Annotated in this window: 18 protein-coding genes and 2 pseudogenes; 12 read left to right on the top strand and 8 right to left on the bottom strand. The window is 66.8% G+C overall.

Going from position 1 to position 19,577, the window contains the following annotated elements; translation table 11 throughout:
• Positions 1–22: 22 nt before the first annotated feature.
• From ACWETB_RS15465 to ACWETB_RS15455, 3 genes are all read right to left on the bottom strand, one after another.
• Complete coding sequence (locus ACWETB_RS15465) at positions 23–1,528, bottom strand: flavin-containing monooxygenase (RefSeq protein WP_348805724.1); 1,506 nt, start codon at positions 1,526–1,528, stop codon at positions 23–25.
• Between the two features lie 82 nt (positions 1,529–1,610).
• A complete protein-coding gene (locus ACWETB_RS15460; RefSeq protein ID WP_348805723.1) occupies positions 1,611–2,015 on the bottom strand; it encodes a hypothetical protein in 405 nt (134 codons plus the stop codon).
• Positions 2,016–2,144: 129 nt separating this feature from the next.
• On the bottom strand, positions 2,145–2,840 hold the full coding sequence (locus tag ACWETB_RS15455; RefSeq protein WP_452212116.1) for a class I SAM-dependent methyltransferase: 696 nt from the start codon (positions 2,838–2,840) through the stop codon (positions 2,145–2,147).
• 190 nt (positions 2,841–3,030) lie between these two features.
• On the opposite strand from ACWETB_RS15455, the pseudogene ACWETB_RS15450 reads away from it, so the two are divergent.
• The 6 genes and pseudogenes from ACWETB_RS15450 to ACWETB_RS15425 form a co-directional block, all read left to right on the top strand.
• Positions 3,031–3,274: pseudogene (locus tag ACWETB_RS15450) on the top strand (hypothetical protein); the annotation flags it as partial.
• A gap of 24 nt (positions 3,275–3,298) precedes the next feature.
• A complete protein-coding gene (locus ACWETB_RS15445; RefSeq protein ID WP_348805720.1) occupies positions 3,299–3,520 on the top strand; it encodes a GNAT family N-acetyltransferase in 222 nt (73 codons plus the stop codon).
• 373 nt (positions 3,521–3,893) lie between these two features.
• Positions 3,894–4,394, top strand: a complete 501-nt coding sequence (locus ACWETB_RS15440; protein WP_348805719.1) for an HNH endonuclease — start codon at positions 3,894–3,896, stop codon at positions 4,392–4,394.
• A 33-nt stretch (positions 4,395–4,427) separates the two neighbouring features.
• Complete coding sequence (locus ACWETB_RS15435) at positions 4,428–4,685, top strand: WhiB family transcriptional regulator (RefSeq protein ID WP_452212064.1); 258 nt, start codon at positions 4,428–4,430, stop codon at positions 4,683–4,685.
• 129 nt (positions 4,686–4,814) lie between these two features.
• Positions 4,815–4,949: a hypothetical protein gene (locus ACWETB_RS15430; RefSeq protein ID WP_449742479.1), complete on the top strand. Its 135-nt coding sequence runs from the start codon at positions 4,815–4,817 to the stop codon at positions 4,947–4,949.
• Between the two features lie 2 nt (positions 4,950–4,951).
• Positions 4,952–6,364, top strand: a complete 1,413-nt coding sequence (locus ACWETB_RS15425; protein ID WP_452212062.1) for a serine/threonine-protein kinase — start codon at positions 4,952–4,954, stop codon at positions 6,362–6,364.
• Positions 6,365–6,370: 6 nt separating this feature from the next.
• Here the strand turns inward: ACWETB_RS15425 and ACWETB_RS15420 are convergent, their stop codons facing one another.
• On the bottom strand, positions 6,371–7,195 hold the full coding sequence (locus ACWETB_RS15420) for a M15 family metallopeptidase (protein WP_452212060.1): 825 nt from the start codon (positions 7,193–7,195) through the stop codon (positions 6,371–6,373).
• An 88-nt stretch (positions 7,196–7,283) separates the two neighbouring features.
• Here ACWETB_RS15420 and ACWETB_RS15415 point away from each other — a divergent pair, with 88 nt between their 5' ends.
• Entirely contained in the window at positions 7,284–8,522 is a 1,239-nt protein-coding gene (locus tag ACWETB_RS15415) for a lipase family protein (protein ID WP_449742481.1), read from the top strand.
• 71 nt (positions 8,523–8,593) lie between these two features.
• On the opposite strand, the gene ACWETB_RS15410 is transcribed toward ACWETB_RS15415, so the two are convergent.
• Positions 8,594–9,799: a PucR family transcriptional regulator gene (locus ACWETB_RS15410; protein ID WP_449742482.1), complete on the bottom strand. Its 1,206-nt coding sequence runs from the start codon at positions 9,797–9,799 to the stop codon at positions 8,594–8,596.
• Between the two features lie 130 nt (positions 9,800–9,929).
• Here ACWETB_RS15410 and ACWETB_RS15405 point away from each other — a divergent pair, with 130 nt between their 5' ends.
• Positions 9,930–11,456, top strand: coding sequence for a flavin-containing monooxygenase (locus ACWETB_RS15405; RefSeq protein ID WP_452212057.1), 1,527 nt, complete (start codon positions 9,930–9,932; stop codon positions 11,454–11,456).
• Between the two features lie 174 nt (positions 11,457–11,630).
• On the opposite strand, the gene ACWETB_RS15400 is transcribed toward ACWETB_RS15405, so the two are convergent.
• Complete coding sequence (locus tag ACWETB_RS15400; protein ID WP_449742484.1) at positions 11,631–12,371, bottom strand: GntR family transcriptional regulator; 741 nt, start codon at positions 12,369–12,371, stop codon at positions 11,631–11,633.
• 102 nt (positions 12,372–12,473) lie between these two features.
• Here ACWETB_RS15400 and ACWETB_RS15395 point away from each other — a divergent pair.
• From ACWETB_RS15395 to nagA, 4 genes and pseudogenes are all read left to right on the top strand, one after another.
• Positions 12,474–13,892, top strand: a pseudogene (locus ACWETB_RS15395) (sugar porter family MFS transporter).
• The gene (locus ACWETB_RS15390) at positions 13,889–14,833 is read left to right on the top strand and encodes an N-acetylglucosamine kinase (protein WP_449742485.1); all 945 of its coding nucleotides are present in this window, start codon (positions 13,889–13,891) and stop codon (positions 14,831–14,833) included. The pseudogene ACWETB_RS15395 and the gene ACWETB_RS15390 overlap by 4 nt, the downstream one beginning before the upstream one ends.
• A gap of 72 nt (positions 14,834–14,905) precedes the next feature.
• A complete protein-coding gene (locus tag ACWETB_RS15385; protein ID WP_452212054.1) occupies positions 14,906–15,973 on the top strand; it encodes an SIS domain-containing protein in 1,068 nt (355 codons plus the stop codon).
• A gap of 11 nt (positions 15,974–15,984) precedes the next feature.
• A complete protein-coding gene (gene nagA / locus ACWETB_RS15380; RefSeq protein ID WP_452212114.1) occupies positions 15,985–17,148 on the top strand; it encodes an N-acetylglucosamine-6-phosphate deacetylase in 1,164 nt (387 codons plus the stop codon).
• Positions 17,149–17,241: 93 nt separating this feature from the next.
• Here the strand turns inward: nagA and ACWETB_RS15375 are convergent, their stop codons facing one another.
• Together ACWETB_RS15375 and ACWETB_RS15370 are read right to left on the bottom strand one after the other, a co-directional pair.
• The gene (locus tag ACWETB_RS15375) at positions 17,242–18,864 is read right to left on the bottom strand and encodes a DUF6777 domain-containing protein (RefSeq protein ID WP_449742486.1); all 1,623 of its coding nucleotides are present in this window, start codon (positions 18,862–18,864) and stop codon (positions 17,242–17,244) included.
• Positions 18,865–19,092: 228 nt separating this feature from the next.
• Positions 19,093–19,545, bottom strand: a complete 453-nt coding sequence (locus tag ACWETB_RS15370) for a mycothiol transferase (protein WP_452212052.1) — start codon at positions 19,543–19,545, stop codon at positions 19,093–19,095.
• Positions 19,546–19,577 lie beyond the last annotated feature (32 nt).

The raw sequence follows: 19,577 nt of genomic DNA, 5'->3' as shown, positions 1-19,577 counted from the left end.
GTTTTCCGGGGTTCGGTGTCGACTAACGCCCGGCGATGCCACTGTCCACGACCCGGGGAACACGCCCGAAGACGAGGCCGTCGTTGACCTTGTCGAAACGGTGCTCGAGCAGGTCGCGGTAGTAGTTGTGCCGCACCTGCCACCGACCGCGGGTACCCGACTTCGGATGCGCCTCGGGGCTGCGCCGGACGTAGTTGGCCTCGAGGTCCCACACCGACTTGCTGGGCATCGACTGGCTGCCCAGATGCGGGTACGCGTGGGTGTAGCCGCGGTCTCGCATGTACTCCACCAACTGGGCGATCGACTGTGCCGTCAGGTCCGACCGCAACGTCCACGACGCATTGGTGTAGCCCAGTGACCAGGCGATGTTCGGGACATCCTCGAGTAGATGGCTCTTGAACAGGAACCGGTCATGAGGCTTGATCTCGTCACCGTCGACACGAATGACGACCCCGCCGAAGGCCTGCAACGTCAGGCCTGTCGCGGTGACGACGATGTCGGCGTCGAGATGGCGACCCGAGGTCAGAGCGATGCCGGTGCGCTCGAAGTGATCGATCGTGTCGGTGACCATGTCCACCGAACCGTCGGAGATGGCCGCGAACAGGTCACCGTCGGGCACCATGCACATCCGCTGATCCCACGGGTCGTAATCGGGGTTGAAATGCACGTCGACGGGATAGCCCTCGGGAAGTTCCTTGACGACCCCCGCGCGGATCATCTTCCGGCCGAAGTTCGGGAACCGGTGAGTGGCGTGCACCAGCGCGGCGGTCTGCAACGCGTAGCGCGACCGCACGACGCGGTGCGCGGCGTTCTCCGGCAGGAGTTTGCGGACCAACGGGGCAAAGTACTGCTTCTGCGGTGAGGAGTAGATGTAGGACGGCGATCGCTGCAACATCGTCACGTGTGACGCGGTTCGGGCCAGCGCGGGGATCAGGCTGACCGCAGTCGCGCCGCTGCCGATGACCACGATCGGTTTCCCGGAGTAGTCGAGATCCTCCGGCCAATGTTGCGGATGAACCACCCGGCCGGTGAAGTCGCCGATCCCGGCGAAGGTCGGAGTGTAGGGGTGGTCGTAGTCGTAGTAACCGGTCGCAAACGCGAGAAACCCGCATCGATGCTTCTCGTCGCCGGCATCGGAGGTGACCGTCAGCGTCCAGGTGTCGGTGGCCGAATCCCAGTCCGCGGAGGTGACGCGGCGACCGAACCGGATGTGGTCATCGATGCCATGAGTGTGCGCGGTGTGGGCGATGTAGCTGCGGATGTGCTCGCCGTCGGCGAGTGCCTCGGGACGCCGCCACGGTTCGAACGGGTAACTGAGAGAGAAGATGTCGCTGTCGGAACGCACCCCTGGATAGCGGAACAGGTCCCACGTACCGCCGATCCGCTCGCGGCGTTCGAGGATGGCGTAGGTGACCTCGGGGTTGCGCTCCCGTAGTCGGTAGGCGATATCGATCCCGGAAAGGCCCGCGCCGATGATGACGACGTCTGTGCGGATTTCGGTGGGGTTGTCCTCGGCAGCGTCGCTCATACTGACCCGTCTCCTTCGCGTGTGGCTCCCTCGTATGGTTGACACGCGGACACGGTGTACGCAGGCGTTCGCCGAAATCAGCTCATCCGCGGGCGAGATGGAACCTCAGCAACACTGCCCGACCGTTGATGGTGTCGCCCCAGTACCCGCCCCGCCCGTCGGGTGTCAGTTCATCCCGGACGAAGCCGATCGACGTCCCGCTGTAGTCCACGACGATCACCGGTGCATTGTTCAGTACCGAACGGCCGGGGTATGCGCGCCCGGGGAACGCCCACCCGATCGCGGTGTTGTTGATGACGGCACCACCGGTGAAGCGTTTGCCGTACCAGACCGTATTACCGGGCGGAAAGCTCGTGACGTTGCCGGCGTAGTACCCGCTCGGCATCGGCAATGCCGCTGCGGCAGGCGATGCGACCGACAGGCCGATGGCGACGGCGGCGGTGGAGATGATGATGGCGACGAACGCGCGAATACTGGTGCGGTACATGATGACTCCTCACCGGGGGTGGTGCCCGGAATCAGATGGTTGTCCGACCCTGCCTTCTACGATGGCACAGAATCGCTGACGCCGAGAGTCTTTCGGAGCGAACCCGGACCTGCGCCGACGCCGCCGGACCTACGCCGACGCCGAACCGGCGTCGGCGGTGAACAGATTGATGCGATATCCGGTGACCATCGGTGTCCACCCGATGGCCCGCATGCCGTAGCGGTAGATCGCCGGCCAGGTGCGGGCCACGGTCGGTTGTGGCTGGGCGAGCGTTCTCGATTCGACGAGCCGTAGACCGTAGGGCTCCAGGGTCCTGGGATCGTCGCAGATCCATTTCATCCGCGCCGGAACGGCTTTGAACACCGGATTGCGATCCTGGCTCTTCATCATCAGCGAGCCGCCGGTATCGAAAGCGATCGGCGAACCTGGGAAAGCTGTTGCCAGGGAGCGCAGTTCGTCGACGACTTCGGACTCGTCGAAGTACAGCAGTACCGCCTCGGTGACCAGCATGATCGGTCCGCCACGTTCGGTGACGATGGCGTGCCAGGCGTCGTCGAACAGCGATGCCGCGACCATCGTGTAGCGGTCGGAATCATCGAAGAACCGGCGGCGCAACGACATCGTGTCGTCGACGTCGAGATCGAACCAGCGCACCCGCCCGTTGTCGAGGCGGTCGAACCGGGTCGACAGTCCGCATCCGAGATCGACGACGGTGCCCTCGGGGTGTTCGGCGAGGAAATCGCGAATGTAGCCGTCGAAGATGTCGGCACGTAGGACCGCCCCGGCGAGCGACGGGCCGCGAAACTTGGCGAAGTCGTAGTCGATGGCGTCGACGAGTTCGATCGCTTTTCAGTCACCGAGGATGCCGCCACCGGATCGACGGGCGTCCTTGGCCCGCCCGTACAGCGGGATGAGAAGGGTTTCCTGGATGTCGCCGAGGTCGGGGGGTGCCACGCCGCCCAGCCTAACTTAGGGTTACCTAATTAGCTAGGGTATGGGGGCCTGATCTGATCGCTTCGTCCGCGGCCCGTGGTGGAATACGGCCGCCGAGGCGCAGGCCGTGGACCGTATGCACCGCATCGGGCAGCACAGGTGTCACCGTCTATCGCCTGGTGTCGGCGGGAACCATCGAGGAACGGGTTGTCGAACTGCAGACCAAGAAGCGTGCGCTGTTCTCCGCAGTGGTCGACGACGGCGACATGTTCGGCGCTGCCCTCACCGCGAGTGACATCCGCGAGATTCTGGGCGGGGATCGGTGATCCGCGGTGCGGACGACCGGAGCAATGCCGCACCACTGGGTGATCCGCCCGGCCGTGCCCGATGACGCCGATGAGTTCATCGCGACCGTCGGCGGGCGCGTGGCCATCGCGTTGTACGAGAAGTTCGGCTGCGTAGCCGAAGGCCGCCTGTATCGGCACTACCGGCGACGCAGCGGCGAACTGTGGGATGCCATCGTGATGGGCCTGATCCTCGACACCACCTCGCCCGGCTCGCCCTACACGTGAGGCGTCATCGTCGGCACCGACCCGCCGAGGCCGACGGTAAATGCGTGGACGGCACCCCGCAGCGGCGGTACCCTGGGCGCGTTTGGTGGGAACAATCTCACCAATGACTGAGCGCAGCACAATGCGAGCATCACTGGAAGGAGGTGGCACGAATGACCGCCAACGAATCACGGCGACGCGCTGATCGCGGATTCGGTTGTCGGCGTGAGCAATCGACGTATCGCACGTTCGATCAGCAGCACGACCCAGCACCCATTCACAGTCTGTTCATCCACTGTGCCACCGGAGTAGGCCTGCTCGAAGGCTGACCTCCCGACGGTGGTGCATGGCGGGTTCGTAGGACACGAATCCGCCCCACCGAAGAGGAGTGGCCATGACGACCATCTTCGTCACCAACGCGAGCCTGCAGATACTCGCCCGCGTCACCTGGCGTCGCGCGGCGGTGCTGCTCACCACCGGTGTCGCCCGCAACGTCGAGGGCACACCGCTGGTTCGGGTGGTGCATTCACCGAGCATCAGCCAGCCGATCCACAAGGTCGTTGCGATCAAACGTGACGCCTACCGTCCGTTTGCGGGCAAGTCGATGGATTCCTACGCATCCGGCGCCACCATCCTGCGTCGCGACCAGTGGATCTGCGCCTACTGCGAGGGGCCGGCCGACACCGTCGACCACATCGTTCCCCAATCACGGGGTGGCCGATCGACTTTCGGCAACCAGGTGGCGGCGTGCAAGTCCTGCAACGGATTCAAGGCCGACCGCACCCCGCGGGAAGCCGCGATGTCCTTGCGCCACGCACCCTTCGTCCACGACCCGTGGGCGCAGGACCAGAAGGAGGTCTGGGAGCTCTTCGCTCTCGGATACGCAATCGAGTAGCCGCGCAGCGCGGCTCACGGAAGGAGGCCGCCGATGACCACGATGGATCAGCGGCCTCCGACCGCGCTGCCCGGCGCCCGTAGCGCCGTCCCCGACTGGCGACATGCACGATGCGCGGCGGAGTGGGAGGACCCAGAAGACTGGTTTCCGTTCCCCACCGACGATTTTGCCCATGCCGCACTGGTGTGTGCCGGCTGCCCGCTCCGCCGCGACTGCGAGGCGTTCGGCCGTGTCCACCGCATGAGCGGTGTGTGGGGCGGGGTGAGGCTGGAGAACGGTCGAGGGCGGTGAGGGATGACGGGCGAGGCGGATCGGGACCGCCACGCCCGTCGTCTGTTCGGCGGGCGTTCCGGCACGGCAATTGATTCCTTTCCCGACAGCCACGATGCTGGGGAGTCGTAGCCGACCGAGGAGCGCGTGATGATCGATACGGGGGCACTGCTCGGCGAGGGCGACGTGATCGGTGGATACACGGTCATCCGGCCCCCGGGTTCTGGCGGGATGGGCACGGTCTCCTGGTCACACACCCGCGACTCCCGCGCAGGCAGGCGCTGAAGGTGCTCGCTGCCGGGTTGGGTGGCAATCCGGTATTCCGGCAACGGTTTCACCGTGAGGCCGACCTGGCCGCGCGGCTGGACCACCCGAACATCGTGGCGGTCCAGGATGCCGGAATCGACGGCGACGCGATGTGGATCGCCATGCAGTATGTCGACGGTGACGACGCCGCGAAGATCGTGCGCGAGAGTCCCGGACCGCTCCCGGCGGAGCCCATCGTCGACCTCATCGGCCAGGCCGCATCCGCACTGGACCATGCACACGCGCAGGGCACCCTGCATCGTGACGTGAAACCCGCAAATATCCTGGTCACACCGTCGTGGGCCCAGCGCGCACCGTCCCGTCGCGCCCTGCTCGCCGACTTCGGTGTCGCGCGGTTGTTGACCGAATCGACCGGACTCACCGGCACGGGCAACGTCGTCGGAACGATGGCCTACGCCGCACCCGAGATGTTCTCGACCGATCCCATGACACCGGCCGTCGACATCTACGCCCTGGGATGCACGCTGTTCGAATTGCTGGCCGGATCGACCGTGTTCCCGCCGTCCGACGTGGCTGCGATGATTCGTGCGCACGCCTATGACCCGGTGCCCCGACTGAGTGCTCGCCGACCCGACCTCCCCGTGGCACTCGACGGTGTCATCGCTCGCGCGTTGGCGAAGAATCCGGAGGATCGGTACCCCACCGCCGGGGCGCTGGCCGCGGACGCGACGGCGGCGCTCGCCGGCCCGCCGACGATGATCCGACCGGATGCGGTCACGCGGCACGTCACCGACCGGCAGTCCGTCTCGGCACCGCAGTCCGTGCCGGTACCGGTACCTGCATCGCAGCCCGTACCACCGTCACCGTCAGTGCCTCGGTCGCTGCCACCAACCCTGCCGCCGACTCTGCCACCGCCGGTCGGCCCAGGTCACCGGCGGAACGCGACTCCATGGCTGCTGGCCGGTGTGGCGATCGTTCTGCTCATCGCCATCGCGTCGGTGGTCGCGGTGATCGTGATGTCCGACGACGACAGTTCCGCCCCGACGCCGGCGGACCCGACCACCCCCACCACCGCAGCGTCGCAGCCACTCACGACCAGCTCGGCCGCGACACCGGCGTCCCTCGCAGGGAACTGGCGGGGTGCGGTCGGCGGTGATCAGACCGGATTCGATGTCGTCGCGCAGATCAACCCCGGCTCGCCGGTCACCGCAACCGTTCGATATCCCCAACTGGGATGCTCGGGCACGTGGACCGAGACCGGTCGGCAGGGGAGCACCGTGGCCTTGACCGAGACGATCGATCAGGGCACATGCGTCACGTCGCAGATCACCCTCACACCCGCGGTCGACGGCACCCTGTCCTATCGGTCGAGTTATTTCGCCCAGTCACAGCAGCGCACATTCGTCATCACCTCGACCCTGACCCGCATCTGAGTATCGTCACGTCAACGGCACGTCGATGATCGGGCGTTGCACGCCGGCGCCCGGACCGTCGAAATGCCACCACTCGCCGCTGTAGACCGACAACCCACCCGCCGCCATCGCGCTGCGCAACCGCAGCCGTGACTGCTGTGCCGTCGCGGGCACCCCGTCGGTCGCGAAGGCTGTTGCCGCAGGCGTGAAGGAATCGAAATCGGTACCCATGTCGACGAGGCAGTAGCCGTCGATGCGTCGATGCGCCGGGCAGTCCGCGCGACGTGTCGCGAGAGTGACATCGACCGACCGGCCGGATTCGTGACTGCGCGAATACGGCCCGGGTGCGGCCACCCACGCCGGGTTGGGCACCTTCTTGTACATCGTCACCTGCACCGAGTGCGGGCGGTAGCAGTCCCAGAAGACGAGGGTGTCACCCACCGCACCCAGTTGCGCGGCCGCTGCGCGGAGTCCGTCGGCCAGGGAATGGTGAATCAGGCACCGGGCGTTGGATGGATAGAGTTGCACACCCACGAAATTGTCCGCGGTGGCATATCGGAGATCGATGATCGCGCCGGGAACCACCGATCGCACGTCGACGAAACCCACCGCACGGGCCGCATCGGAGATCGGTGGCAGCGGCGCGGGTGAGGCCGCCTGGGTCGGGGGCACGGGGATGGTCGAGGGGGCCGTCGAGGACTGGGAAATGTCCGTCCGGGTGGGGTCTCGCCCGGTTGAGTCCGCGGCCGCCGGGCCGTTGCCGGCCTGCGCCGAGCAGGCGACGGTCAGCGCGACGACGACCGCACCGGTGACGGCGGGCAGTCCCCGGGTGACCCCTCGGTAACGGTTCACCTTTGCGTTTGTAGCACGGACCGCCTGAGCCGTCGCTCTCCTCGCGGCTTTCGCTGCCGTCGGCAGATTCATGGGTGATGATAACCGCATGCGCACAACTGGTCCGGCGGCGTTCCGCCGGTGTGTTCTCGTCGTCGTGATGGCGTGGGTGGTCGTGGCTGCGGTCCTCACCGCACCACCGGCGTCGGCGGCCCCACCGGAGCTGCCGACCTCGGACCCGTTCTATACCGCCGACGGCACGCTGCCGGGTGCCGCGCCCGGTGCGATCCTCGACTCGCGAGTGGTGCAACTCGGCCTCCGCGGGCAGGGACTTCCCGCGACGGCGACGCAGCTGCTCTACCGCACCACCGACCAGTTCGGTGCTCCGGCGTCCACGGTGACCACGGTGATCTCGCCGCCCGGCGTCGCCGCTGGGGCGCCGCGACGACTCATCTCCTATCACGCCTTCTACGATGCGCTCGGTGCGCAATGCGACCCGTCGTATTCGTTGCGGGGCGGTGAGACCGCCAACGCGCCGGTGGACGCGGCCATGATCGCTGGGTTCCTCGCGGCCGGATACACCGTGGCGGTGCCCGACTACGAGGGTGAGAACCTGCGCTGGACGATGGGCCTGGAATCCGGTCGTGCCGCACTCGACGGTGTGCGCGCAGCACTGCGATACCTGAAGGCGCCCAACAGTACTCCGGTCGGACTCTACGGGTACTCCGGTGGTTCGGTACCCACCGGATTCGGTGCCGAGATCGCGCCACGGTATGCCCCAGAGCTCAACATCATCGGGGCAGCGGCGGGCGGCGTGCTGGTGAATCCCGAGAACAACCTTGCCTACGTCGACGGTAGCCAGAAATGGGCCGGGGTGATCCCCGCCCTGATGACCGTCTACGACGAGACCTTTGACCTCGGACTGTCGAATTACCTTTCCCCCAAGGGGGTTCAGGTTTTGGCCCAGGTGCGCGGCGAATGCATCATCGACTTCGCCTCGAAATACCCCGGACTCACCGACTATTCGCTACTGCGGCCCGGTGTCGGCGGCCTCATCAATGTGCCCGGGATGCGGGATGCGGTCCGGCAGAACGTGATGGGATCGGAGGGAACACCACGGGCGCCGATGTTCCTCGGAATCGGCAAGTCTGACAACACCGGTGACGGGATCATGATCACCGGTGACGTCGCGGCGCTGGCGTCTCAATATTGCCGACGTGGGGTTCCGACGACGTTTCGGGTGTACCCCGGGCGCAGTCACACCGAGGCGATTGCACCGTGGAGCGCCGATGCCGTGGCCTTTCTCGCCTCACGGTTCGCCGGACAGAGGGTGAATGGTTGTGGCTGAACAGGAGTGGGCAGGTAGAAGCTGTTTGTGACGGCTCCTCGGTGTCGATGACCGCGACATCGACGTGTGTCTCACCCGCGCCATCGCATGATCTCGAGCGCGGCGGCGATGTCGACAAGCGCATCGGTGAGTGGTCGGGGGAGGAGTTCGTCGGCGCGGGCCAACCGTCGGATGATGGTGTTGCGGTGGGTGTACATGGTCTCTGCTGTGCGGGAGGTGTTGCACTGCAGACCGATCCAGGTGCGAATGGTGTCGACGAGCTCATCGTCGGCATCGGCGAGTGCACCGAGGGTATCGGTGACGAACTCCTTTCCCGCGGCTTCATCGGCAGTCAACAGCGATGCCAGGCGGATGTCGTCGTAGTGCACGACCTGTCGGCTCGCGCCGAGGCGGGCGTGTCGACGCTGGGTGCTCAGCGCCTGAAAGTGACTCGACCGGAAGCCTTCCACATCGACGGCGGGGCGACCCACCGAGACCCGGATGTCGGCGAACGACGACAAGTCGGGATCGCCGATACCGTTGGCGGGCAGCCACATCCACCACGACGACGCGCCGGCGACGATGGGCAGCGTGCGGCGGGCGGAGGTCGCGCGGGAGAGTTCCTGTGCGGCGGACTCCAATTGTGTTGCAGCGCCAGGGGTGACGCTCCACAGGACAAGTGCGGTATGCGGGCCCGACAGCCGGTACCCGAGCTGTGACTCGGCGCGGGCGAGCGGAATGGGTGCTCCCTCGAGCACCAGAGATACTGCTTCCTGCCGCTGGGCGTGCGTGCCCCGCGAGAGTTCCTCGCGTTCGGCGCGCATCTGCTCACTCATCGCAGTGACGGTGTCGTCGATGAAGGTGGAGATCGACAACGAGGTCACGTCGAGGAGTTGCCGCAGCACCGTCGGGTCCTCGGTGAGTTCGAAACAGATGTCCATCCACAGTCGCCAGGCGGCGCTCTGTGCGGTGCGGAAGGCGTCGAGGGACGATTCGTCGAGGCCGCGACGCACGAGGTCGCGGGCGGCGGTCATGATCTCCGGGGTGAGTTGGGCGGGCACGCGCTCACCGGGGTGACTGACGTTGTGATGTGCCCAGCGCATCGTGTTGGCCAGGTTGGTGCGCCGGGTGCCCTCGGCAAGGACCGGGTCGTCGGCGATGGTCTTCATCCGGACCCCGGACAGGGAGGCGTCGTGCAGGACATCGACCCAGCCGGCGGGCGGGTCGGTGACCAGTATCGACGCCTGACGGATCAGGTCTCGCACCTCGGGGGAGACCTCCGGCCATTCTCCATCCATTGTGGCATTATGCACTGTCAGTGATGCCGAATATGTGCACAACGTCCCTGGTGTGACGTGCGGCGCACCCGCATGCTGGAATGTAACAACGCCGGGTGTCATATTCCTGGCCATGTACGAGGAGCAACAGATGCCCGAGACAGCCCCCAGCGTCGACGTCGTCGACGTACTCATCATCGGTGTCGGCATCTCCGGTATCGGTGCCGCGCACTACTTGACCAAGGAATTGCCGGCCAAGTCGTTCGCGATCATCGAGGGTCGCGACGTCCCGGGCGGGACCTGGGACCTGTTCAAGTACCCGGGCATTCGATCGGATTCGGATCTGCACACCTTCGGTTTTGCGTTCAAACCGTGGACCGACAAGCAGTCCATTGCCGACGCCAACCGCATCCTCGACTACCTGCACGAGGCCATCGACGAGGATGGCCTGGGCGACAAGATCCGCTACCGCCACAAGGTGATCTCGGCGGAATGGTCGTCGCAGGAGTGCCTGTGGACGGTGGACATCGACCGCACCGACACCGGCGAGCGAATCCAGATGAAGGCCAACTGGATGTTCTCCGGGGCCGGCTACTACAACTACGACGAAGGGTTCACCCCGCAGTTCGAGGGCGTGGAGCGGTTCACCGGCGCCGGCGGTCAGATCATCCACCCGCAGCACTGGCCGGAGGACCTCGACTATGCAGGCAAGAAGGTCGTCGTGATCGGTAGTGGTGCCACTGCGGTAACGTTGCTTCCGGCCATGGCCGAGAAGGCCGAGCACATCACGATGCTGCAGCGCACACCCACTTACATCGTTCCGCTGCCCAAACACGATCCGGTCGCCAACATCGGTCGCGCGGTACTCGGCGACGAGCGCGGGTATGCGCTGGCGCGTGCGAAGAACATTGCGCAGCAGCGGCTGCTGTACGAGGCCTGCCAGCGGTTCCCGAACGCGTCGCGAAAGGTCATCCGCGCCATCAACAAGAAGCTCCTGCCCGAGGGCTTCGACGTCGACAAGCACTTCAACCCGCCGTACAACCCGTGGGATCAGCGACTCTGCGCGGTACCCGACGGCGACCTGTTCCGTTCGATCCGCGAGGGCAAGGCGTCGGTGGTCACCGACCGCATCGCCACGTTCACCGAGACGGGCATCCTGCTCGAAAGTGGTGAGGAACTCGAGGCCGACATCATCGTCACGGCGACCGGACTCAACCTGCAACTGTTCGGTGGGGTGGCATTGAGCGTGGACGGTGAGCCCGTCGAGATGTCCACGTCCGTCTGTTACCGCGGTTTCATGCTCAGTGGAATCCCGAATTTCGCACTGGCCATTGGATATACCAACTCGTCGTGGACCCTCAAGGTGGGTCTGCTGTGCGAGCACTTCTGCCGCCTGCTCGCGTACATGGATGCGCGTGGCTACCCGGCCGTGCGGCCGATCGCAGACCCGGACATGGGGACGCGTCCGCTGCTGGACTTCGGCGCCGGATACGTCCAGCGGTCGCTGGCGAACCTGCCCAAGCAGGGCGTCGAGGAGCCGTGGTCGATGTCGATGAGCTACTACAAGGACCGTAAGTCGTTCGCGATGGATGTCGCCGATCCGCACCTGGAGTTCACCCGGACCAAGCCGGTCACCGACGCGGCAGCGTCCGACGAACTGGAGTCGGCCAGCGCCTGACCAGAAGGTAGAACCAGCGCCCTCCCCGGCCCGTGGCCGGGGAGGGCTTTCTGTTGGTCGAGCGTCGTCACCGGTTGTCGAGACGTGTGCTGGGGTGGTTCTTCGCGCGAGTGGGCCGGCCGGGTGCGGGTCAGCCCAGTGAGGTGGAGAGCGCTGTGAGTGGGGTGGAGCGGCTCAGAGCGTTCCGCGTGCGACGAATCTGACGCGGTCGCCGCGGTAGAACGATCGGGTCCACTCGACGATGCGGCCGTCGGCGTCGCGCGAGGTGCGTTCGATCAGCAGCAGTGGGGTTCCGGTTGCGACCTTGAGGTGCCGTCCCTGATCCGGCGTGGCCAGCGCGGTTTGCACGCTGTCCTCGACGTCGCAGATCTCGATGCCGAACCGGGCCAGGGTCGCATAGAGCGAGCCGCTGGTGGTGACGGCATCGACGAGTCCGTCCAAAGGTCTTGGTAGGTAGGCGGTTTCGAGGGCCAGTGGTTCGTCGCTGACGATACGCAGGCGGACCAGGCGGTCGACGGGGGCGCCTTTGTCGATGTCGAGGTGGGTGGCGAGATCGGCGTCGGTGGACGGCTGATCGGCATCGATGATCTCCGAGTGCACGGCCAGGCCGGCGGCGCCGAGGTCGTCGCTGAACGAGGTCAGTTGCCGCACATGCACCAGCTTCGGTGGGGCCACATAGTTTCCGCTGCCCTGGGTGCTGCTCAGGATGCCCTCGGCGGTGAGTTCGGCCAGCGCTCGGCGCAATGTCGTGCGCGAGGTTCCCAACTCCGTGGCGAGTTTGCGTTCGGGAGGTAGCGACATCCCCGGTTCCAACTCGGCGATGCGCTTCTCGAGCGCAAGCTTGACCTGGAAATAGCGTGGCTGCGGGGCACGGTCACCGGAAGCGGGTGCCGTCCGGACGGAGGACGTCGACATGAATCCGAGCGTACCCATTGACGGCCCATATTGGTATATGCCAATCTAACTGCACTCCCAATTGGTCTACACCAATAAATTCACGCTCGAGAGGCACTCGACATGGCAACACTCACACCCCCGGTACACGCGAGGTCGTCGGGCCTGCTCGTCGGGATCGCGGCCGCCAGCATCGGCGTCATCTACGGCTACGACAGCAGCAACATCGGCGCCGCACTCAAGTTCATCGCCGCCGACTTCGGACTCGGAGATACGGGTAAACAGGCACTGGCGACCGCCGTCGTCATCGGCGAGATCGTCGGAGCCATCTTCGCCGGCTGGCTCGCCAACCGCATCGGCCGTAAGCGGTCGATGGTCGCGGTCGGCGCCACCTACTGCCTGTTCGCCCTGTTCAGCGCCTTCGCGCCGACCAATGTGACCCTTCTCGGAGCGCGGTTGCTACTCGGGGTGACCGTCGGCGTGTCCATCGTGGTGGTACCGGTCTTCGTCGCCGAATCCGCACCCCCACGCACCCGCGGCGCGATGCTGGTCGCCTACCAGGTGGCGACCATCGTCGGCATCATCGCCGGCTACGTCATCGGCTACTTCCTGGCCGGTCACGGCGCGTGGCGCTGGATGCTCGGCCTCGCAGCCATCCCGGCCCTGCTGGTCACGCTGATCCTGATCACGATGCCCGACACCCCGCGCTGGTATGTCTCCAAGGGCCGGGTCGACGAGGCCCGGGCGACGCTGCGGGCCATCGACCCCGACGCCGACGTCGACACCGAGATCGGCGAGATGCAGCGCGCACTGACCGAGGAGTCCGCCGGCCGCATCACCGAGATGTTCCGTCGTCCGTGGCTGCGCGCCACCGTCTTCGTCGTCGGCCTCGGTTTCCTGATCCAGATCACCGGCATCAACGCGGTGGTCTAGTACAGCCCGAAGTTGTTCGAGGACATGGGTTTCACCGGCGACTTCGGCACCCTCATGCTGCCCGCGCTGGTGCAGGTGGCCGGCCTGGCCGCGGTGATCATCTCGCTGTTGTCCGTCGACCGCGCCGGACGACGCCCCATCTTGCTCGGCGGCATCGGCGCGATGGTGATCGCCACCGGCATGCTCATTGTCACCTACGGCCCGATGCACGGCGACGGTACCGCCGCGCACATCCTCGGATTCACCGGACTCGTCGTGTTCACCATGGGATTCTCCTTCGGCTTCGGCGCCCTGGTCTGGGTCTACGCCGGCGAGGCATTCCCGGCCCGCCTGCGCTCGCAGGGATCGTCGGCGATGCTCACCTCCGACCTGGTGGCCAACGCCATCGTCGCGGCGTTCACGCTTTCGCTCATCAACGCGATCGGCGGCGCCGGAACCTTCGCCGTCTTCGGTGGATTCGCGGTCATCGGCATGGTCTTCGTCTACTTCCTGGCCCCGGAGACCAAGGGCCGTAAACTCGAAGACATCCAACACTATTGGCAGAACGGCGGCCGCTGGCCGGCCACGACCGTCGTCGAGAACACCACACGGACACAGGTGTCACGATGAAGAACGCATCCACCGAAACCGCCACGGCCACCACCATCCCGGCGGCGGGCGGCACGGTCGTGACCCTCGCCTTCGACATCGGCGGCTCCAAGACCCAGGCGATACGCACCGAGAACGGTGAGGTGGTCGCCGAGACCATCGTCGGCAGCGCCAACGTCTCGTCGATGGGCGTGGCCGAGGCCGGACGGCAACTCGATGACGCCATCGAGGCGCTCGGCGGTGCCGCCGGCGTCCATGCGGTGATGGCCGGCTCCGCCGGCGCCGACACCCCGGCCAGCGTCGCACGACTGGAACAGCTTCTCGCCGAGCGTGTTCCCGGAGCGGCGATCGGTGTCGTGCATGACACCCACCTCATTCTGGCCGCGGCCGGCCTCGACGAGGGAATCGCCCTGATCTCCGGCACCGGATCGGTGGCCTGGGGCCGCACCGGTGAGACCGACGCCCGGGCCGGCGGATGGGGACACCTCCTCGGCGACGAGGGCAGCGGCTATTGGGTGGCCCGCGAAGTGGTGCGACGAGCCCTGCGCGACGACGACACCGGCCGCTCACCGGCCCCGCTGTCGACACGTCTGGCCGCCGAATGCGAGGTCGACGGCGTCGCCGGCCTGCACGACCTCTTCTACACCCGCGCCGACCGCCAGTTCTGGGCGCGCCGTGCCCACGTCGTCTTCGAGCTTGCCGCCCAGGGGGATTCGCGCAGCAACGACATCATCGACGCCGCGGCTGCGGCCCTGGCCGACCTGATCGGCCAGGTTGCCGACCGTCTCGGCTCCACCGGTCCGGTGGTCCTGGCCGGCGGACAGGTCGTCCACCAACCCGAACTACAGCGCCGCCTCCGCGACCTCGTCGCACCCCGCGACATCACCGACATCCGGGTGCTGCGCGTCGACCCGGTGCACGGCGCCGCACGGCTCGCCGCCGCACTTCTCGACACCCACTGACCGACCTGCCGCCCGGTCCGGCCACCTGCGTCTCGCATCGGACGTCGGCCTCACACCTCAAGGAGAACACTCATGAACACCCTCACCCGAACACCCGTCACCGACCAGCCCGGCCACCTGAAGGCCGCCGAGATCGCCGAACAACCCGACGCCTGGCAACGACTGCTCCGCGAGGGAGCCGACGAAATACTTTCCGTCGCACGGTATATCGCCGAGAGGAAACCCCGCTTCGTCCAGTTCGTGGCCCGCGGCACCAGCGATCACGCCGCGCTGTACGCCAAGTACCTCATCGAGATCCGGCACGGACTGCCCGCCGGACTGGTCTCCCCGTCGACGATGACGGTCTACGGCGCCCGCCCCGATCTGCGTGACGTCCTCTACGTCGCCGTCAGCCAATCCGGCGGTTCCCCCGACCTCGTGCAGTCGGTGCAGGTGGCCCGTGAACAGGGAGCGATGACCCTCGCCATCACCAACGCCGACTCCTCACCGCTGGCCGACGCCGCCGAACTCGAGGTCCGGGTCCACGCCGGAGCCGAGAAGTCCGTTGCCGCAACGAAGTCCTACACTGCCGAACTCCTGGCGCTGTACCTGCTGTCGGAAGGGATGGCCGGCCGCGACGGGTCCGATGCGCACGCCCTGCCCGATCTGGCGGCCACGGTACTGGGCGGCGAGCTTCGTATTCGTGCTGTGGCGCAACGGTATCGGTTCGCCCAACGGCTGGTGACCACCGGCCGCGGCTACTCCTATCCGACGGCGCGGGAAGCCGCGCTGAAGCTGATGGAGACCTCGTACCTGTCGGCGCAGGCATTCTCCGGTGCCGATCTCCTGCACGGACCACTGGCGACCGTCGACCCGCAGGTCCCGGTGCTCGCCGTGGTGCCGCAGGGTGCCGGCGGTGCGGCGATGGTCCAGGTCCTGGAACGTCTCGCCGAACGTGACGCCGACGTCTTCGGCGTCGGCGCAACGGAATACGTGTCCGAGTTGACCGGCGGTGTCGAACTTCCCGTCGGCGCTCCCGAGGCACTCTCGCCGCTGCTGGAGATCATTCCGTTCCAGCAACTGGCCCTGCACCTGGCCATCGCGCGGGGCGGTGACCCCGACACCCCACGCGGGCTGCGCAAGGTGACGGAGACACTGTGACTTCCTGCGAGATGACTTCCCGCGAGATCGTCACGGCGGCAAGGATCATCAGTGGCGGGCGCGCCCTGGAGCCGGGGTGGCTGGCCGTCGAGGACGGACGCATCGCCGACGTCGGGGAGGGACTCCCGCCGAGCCCCGCCGATCGTGATCTTCCAGAGGCCACGCTCGTCCCCGGCTTCGTCGACATGCACGTCCACGGTGGCGGCGGTGGAAGCTACACCGACGGCGTGACCGCCGAGGTCCACACCGCCGTCGAATTCCACCGATCCCAGGGAACCACAACAACATTGGCGAGTGTGGTCAGTGCGTCGTCTGACGACCTCATCACGCACGTCCGGCGCCTGCGGCCACTGGTCGAGGCGGGTGTGGTGGCCGGCATCCACCTCGAAGGGCCCTGGTTGTCGCACGCGCGATGCGGCGCCCACGACCCGGCCACCCTGCGCGACCCGGATTCTGCCGAGATCGCGAACATCCTGCGCGTCGGTGGGGAGACCATCCGAATGGTCACGCTCGCACCGGAACTCGACGGCGGCATTGACGCCGTTCGGCAGTTCGCCGACGCCGGCGTGGTGGTGGCCCTCGGCCACACCGAGGCCACCTACGACCGCACCCGTGCGGCCATCGACGCCGGCGCGCGGGTCGGTACTCACCTGTTCAATGCGATGCGGCCACTGCGCCACCGGGAACCCGGACCGGTGCTGGCCCTCCTATCCGACGAGCGGGTGACCGTCGAACTCGTCGGTGACGGCGTCCACATCCACCGTGACCTCGCCACCTACGTCGAGCGGGTCGCCGGCGTGGGCCGGGTCGCGCTGGTGACCGATGCGATGGCCGCGGCAGGCATGTCCGACGGGTCCTACCGGCTCGGGGTCCTCGACGTCGACGTGATCGACGGGGTCGCGCGGGTCCGCGACACCGGGGCGATCGCGGGCAGCACCGCGACCATGGCCCTGCTGTTCCGGCGCGCCGCCCGCGGACTGTCCGGCGGTGACATCGTGACCGCCGAGGCGCTCATCGCCGCAGTCGAAATGTGTTCGCGCACACCGGCACGCACCCTCGGGTTCGACGGTGTCGGCGATCTGCGGCCGGGACTGGCGGCCGACGTCCTCGTCGTCGACGACCATGCCCGGCTGGTACAGGTAGGGATCGTCGCCGCGACGTCCGCTGCGCGTTGAACAGATGGTGACCGGCACACCTCGCCGATCACAGCAGAACGTCCCCGTGAGCCGCGCTCACGGGGACGTTCTCGCGTTGGGCCGAGCCCGGCGTCAGCCCGCCGGTGTGGTCTCCGGCAACTCCTCGGTGGTCGTCTCCTCCGTGGTGGTTTCCTCGGTGGTCGTCTCCGTGGTGGTCTCCGGCGTCTCGTACGTCGTCGTCTCCTCGGTGGTCTCGGTCGTGGTGGTCAGCGCGGTGAGCGTCTGCCACGAGGCCGAGATGACCGCCGCCGAGGACGTCGAACCGCCCGACAGGGACACATGCCACACGCCGGTCGAATCGGTGGCCGAGGTGACCGACGACTGCGACAGCGAACTCTGGTAGACGGTCCGGGACACTCCGTCGTTGCAGCTGAGGCTGACCGATCCGGTCGTCTCCTCCGACGGTGCCGAGCAACTGACCGTCGAACCGTCCTCCTCGAAGGTGAAGGAGCCGATCGAGTCGCCACTGCCGCTGAAGCTGGTCGGCGACGGCGCCTCCGACGAGGACGAACTGCTACTCGAACTCGATGAACTCGACTCCGTCGACGACTCCGAGGACTCACCGGGAGCGGTGGTCTCGCCTGCGGCGTTGGTCGAACCGTTCTCGTCGGTCGTCTCACTCTCGACCGACGGGACGTTGCCATTGCTCTCGGCCATCGACATGACCTCGGGTGCCGCGCCGGTCTCACCGGCCCCGGCCAGACCCTGAGCGCGGGCGCCCTCGTCGTTGTTCACCTGCAACGGCACGTTGAGCGCGGCCGGGGTGGGCAGCGGCTCGGCCAGCGGCGGCTGACCCGACAGATCCAGCAGTCCGCCGACGGTCCGCTCGACGAGCTGGCGAGTGTCCGGGTTGAGCAGGGTCAGCAACGGCGACGTTCCGGCGGGAGCCGATGCCTGCGTCGGGGCCTGGGTCACGATGGTCGTCGTGTTGTTGATGACCGTGACGTTCTGCGTGTTGTAGGCGACGCGGGTGATGTAGTTGACCTGGTAGCCGGGCCACGCGGTGTCACGCACGCGGTACCCACCGATCGGCACCGACGCCGGCGGTGCGAGCGGGTTACCGCACTGGCAGCGCACCCGCGGCACACCGGAACTGTCGACCAGCACCGAGGTGCCCGCCTGCAGCACATCCTGGAACGGCACCGCCGAACCACCGGCGTAGCTGTAGTTGGTCACCCAGGTGTCCGCGGTCAGCACGACCGGGGTCAACGAGTCGAGGTAGTAGGGGATCGCCGACGGGCTGATGCCGTAGACGCTCGCCCACGCCGACGCCTGGCTCGGGTTCTGCGCGAGATAGTTGCCCAGCGCCGCCGGATCACAGGTGGTGGAGCCGCCCATGTACAGACCCGGCGTGGTGCCGCTGACCGTCCGGGTGCCCTGATCCTGCGCGCCGGTGTTCGCCGAGAGCCGTAGGCCGTTGTCGATCGGCCGGTTGGTCAGGTTCGGCTGCGCCATGAACGGCTGGTCGCCCGGTGCGTCCGCCGACGTCAAGGACAGGAACGGAAGCTCGAAGCCGTCCTTGTTGTGCTTGTAGACGTAGAAGACGACACCGGAGAACACCAACGCGAGCACCGCCACGATGGCCGCCAGGATGATCGTGAGGTTGCGGCGATTGCGGGGTTGCGGTTCCGGCGGCACGGCTCCGAACGGCACTGACGGCGGATACGTGGGTGGCCCGGGCGGGTAATACGACATCTGGTCTCCTGCGTCGAAGCTCGCGTTCACGGTCGGATGAACACGAATGAACGGCGTTGTGGTGATCCCCGAGCCATCAGTATCGGGAGCCGCTCTCAGCAGGGGCAACCAAGAATAGGGGTATTCGGCCGACCGTCGGACAATTCCACCCGATCGGACTACAGGTAAGTAACGCCGGGATTGGCCGGTGCGATGTATACGCACCGGCCCTTCTGCCGGAGTCCCGTCTCAGACCGCGTCGCCGAAGTCGAACAATGCCGACATCGTCGTCTGTCCGTCGAGCGCCTCGCGGATGATGTCGGCGTGGCCGCTGTGATGGGCGGTCTCCCGCAGCATGTGCAGCACCATCTTGCGCGCCGACCACCATTCGCGTTCGGGCTGCCACGGCGCGGTCTCCTGGGGGATCTGGTCGTCCAGATCGAGCCCGGCCACGGCGCGGTCGTAGGCGGCCGCCGCCTCGCGGTAGGCGGTGAGCCAGTCGTCGAGGGTCTCGTCGTCGGTGAGTTCGTAGGCGTGCTCCATCAGTGACATGTCGAAGGTGGCCTCCTCGTCGCGGACCGTCATCGTCTCGGTGGCACCGCGCTCGACCAGCGTCAGGTGTTTGAGCAGTCCGCCGAGGGTGAGTTCGCTGACGGTGGTGCGCGTCCGTGCCTGGGCGTCGTCGAGGTCGCGGAGTGTCACGAGGAAGACCTGACGTTGGTCGTCGAGGAGCG

The sequence above is a fragment of the Gordonia sp. NPDC003950 genome, from assembly GCF_053605205.1.
This window is presented reverse-complemented; position numbering and strand designations above follow the sequence as displayed.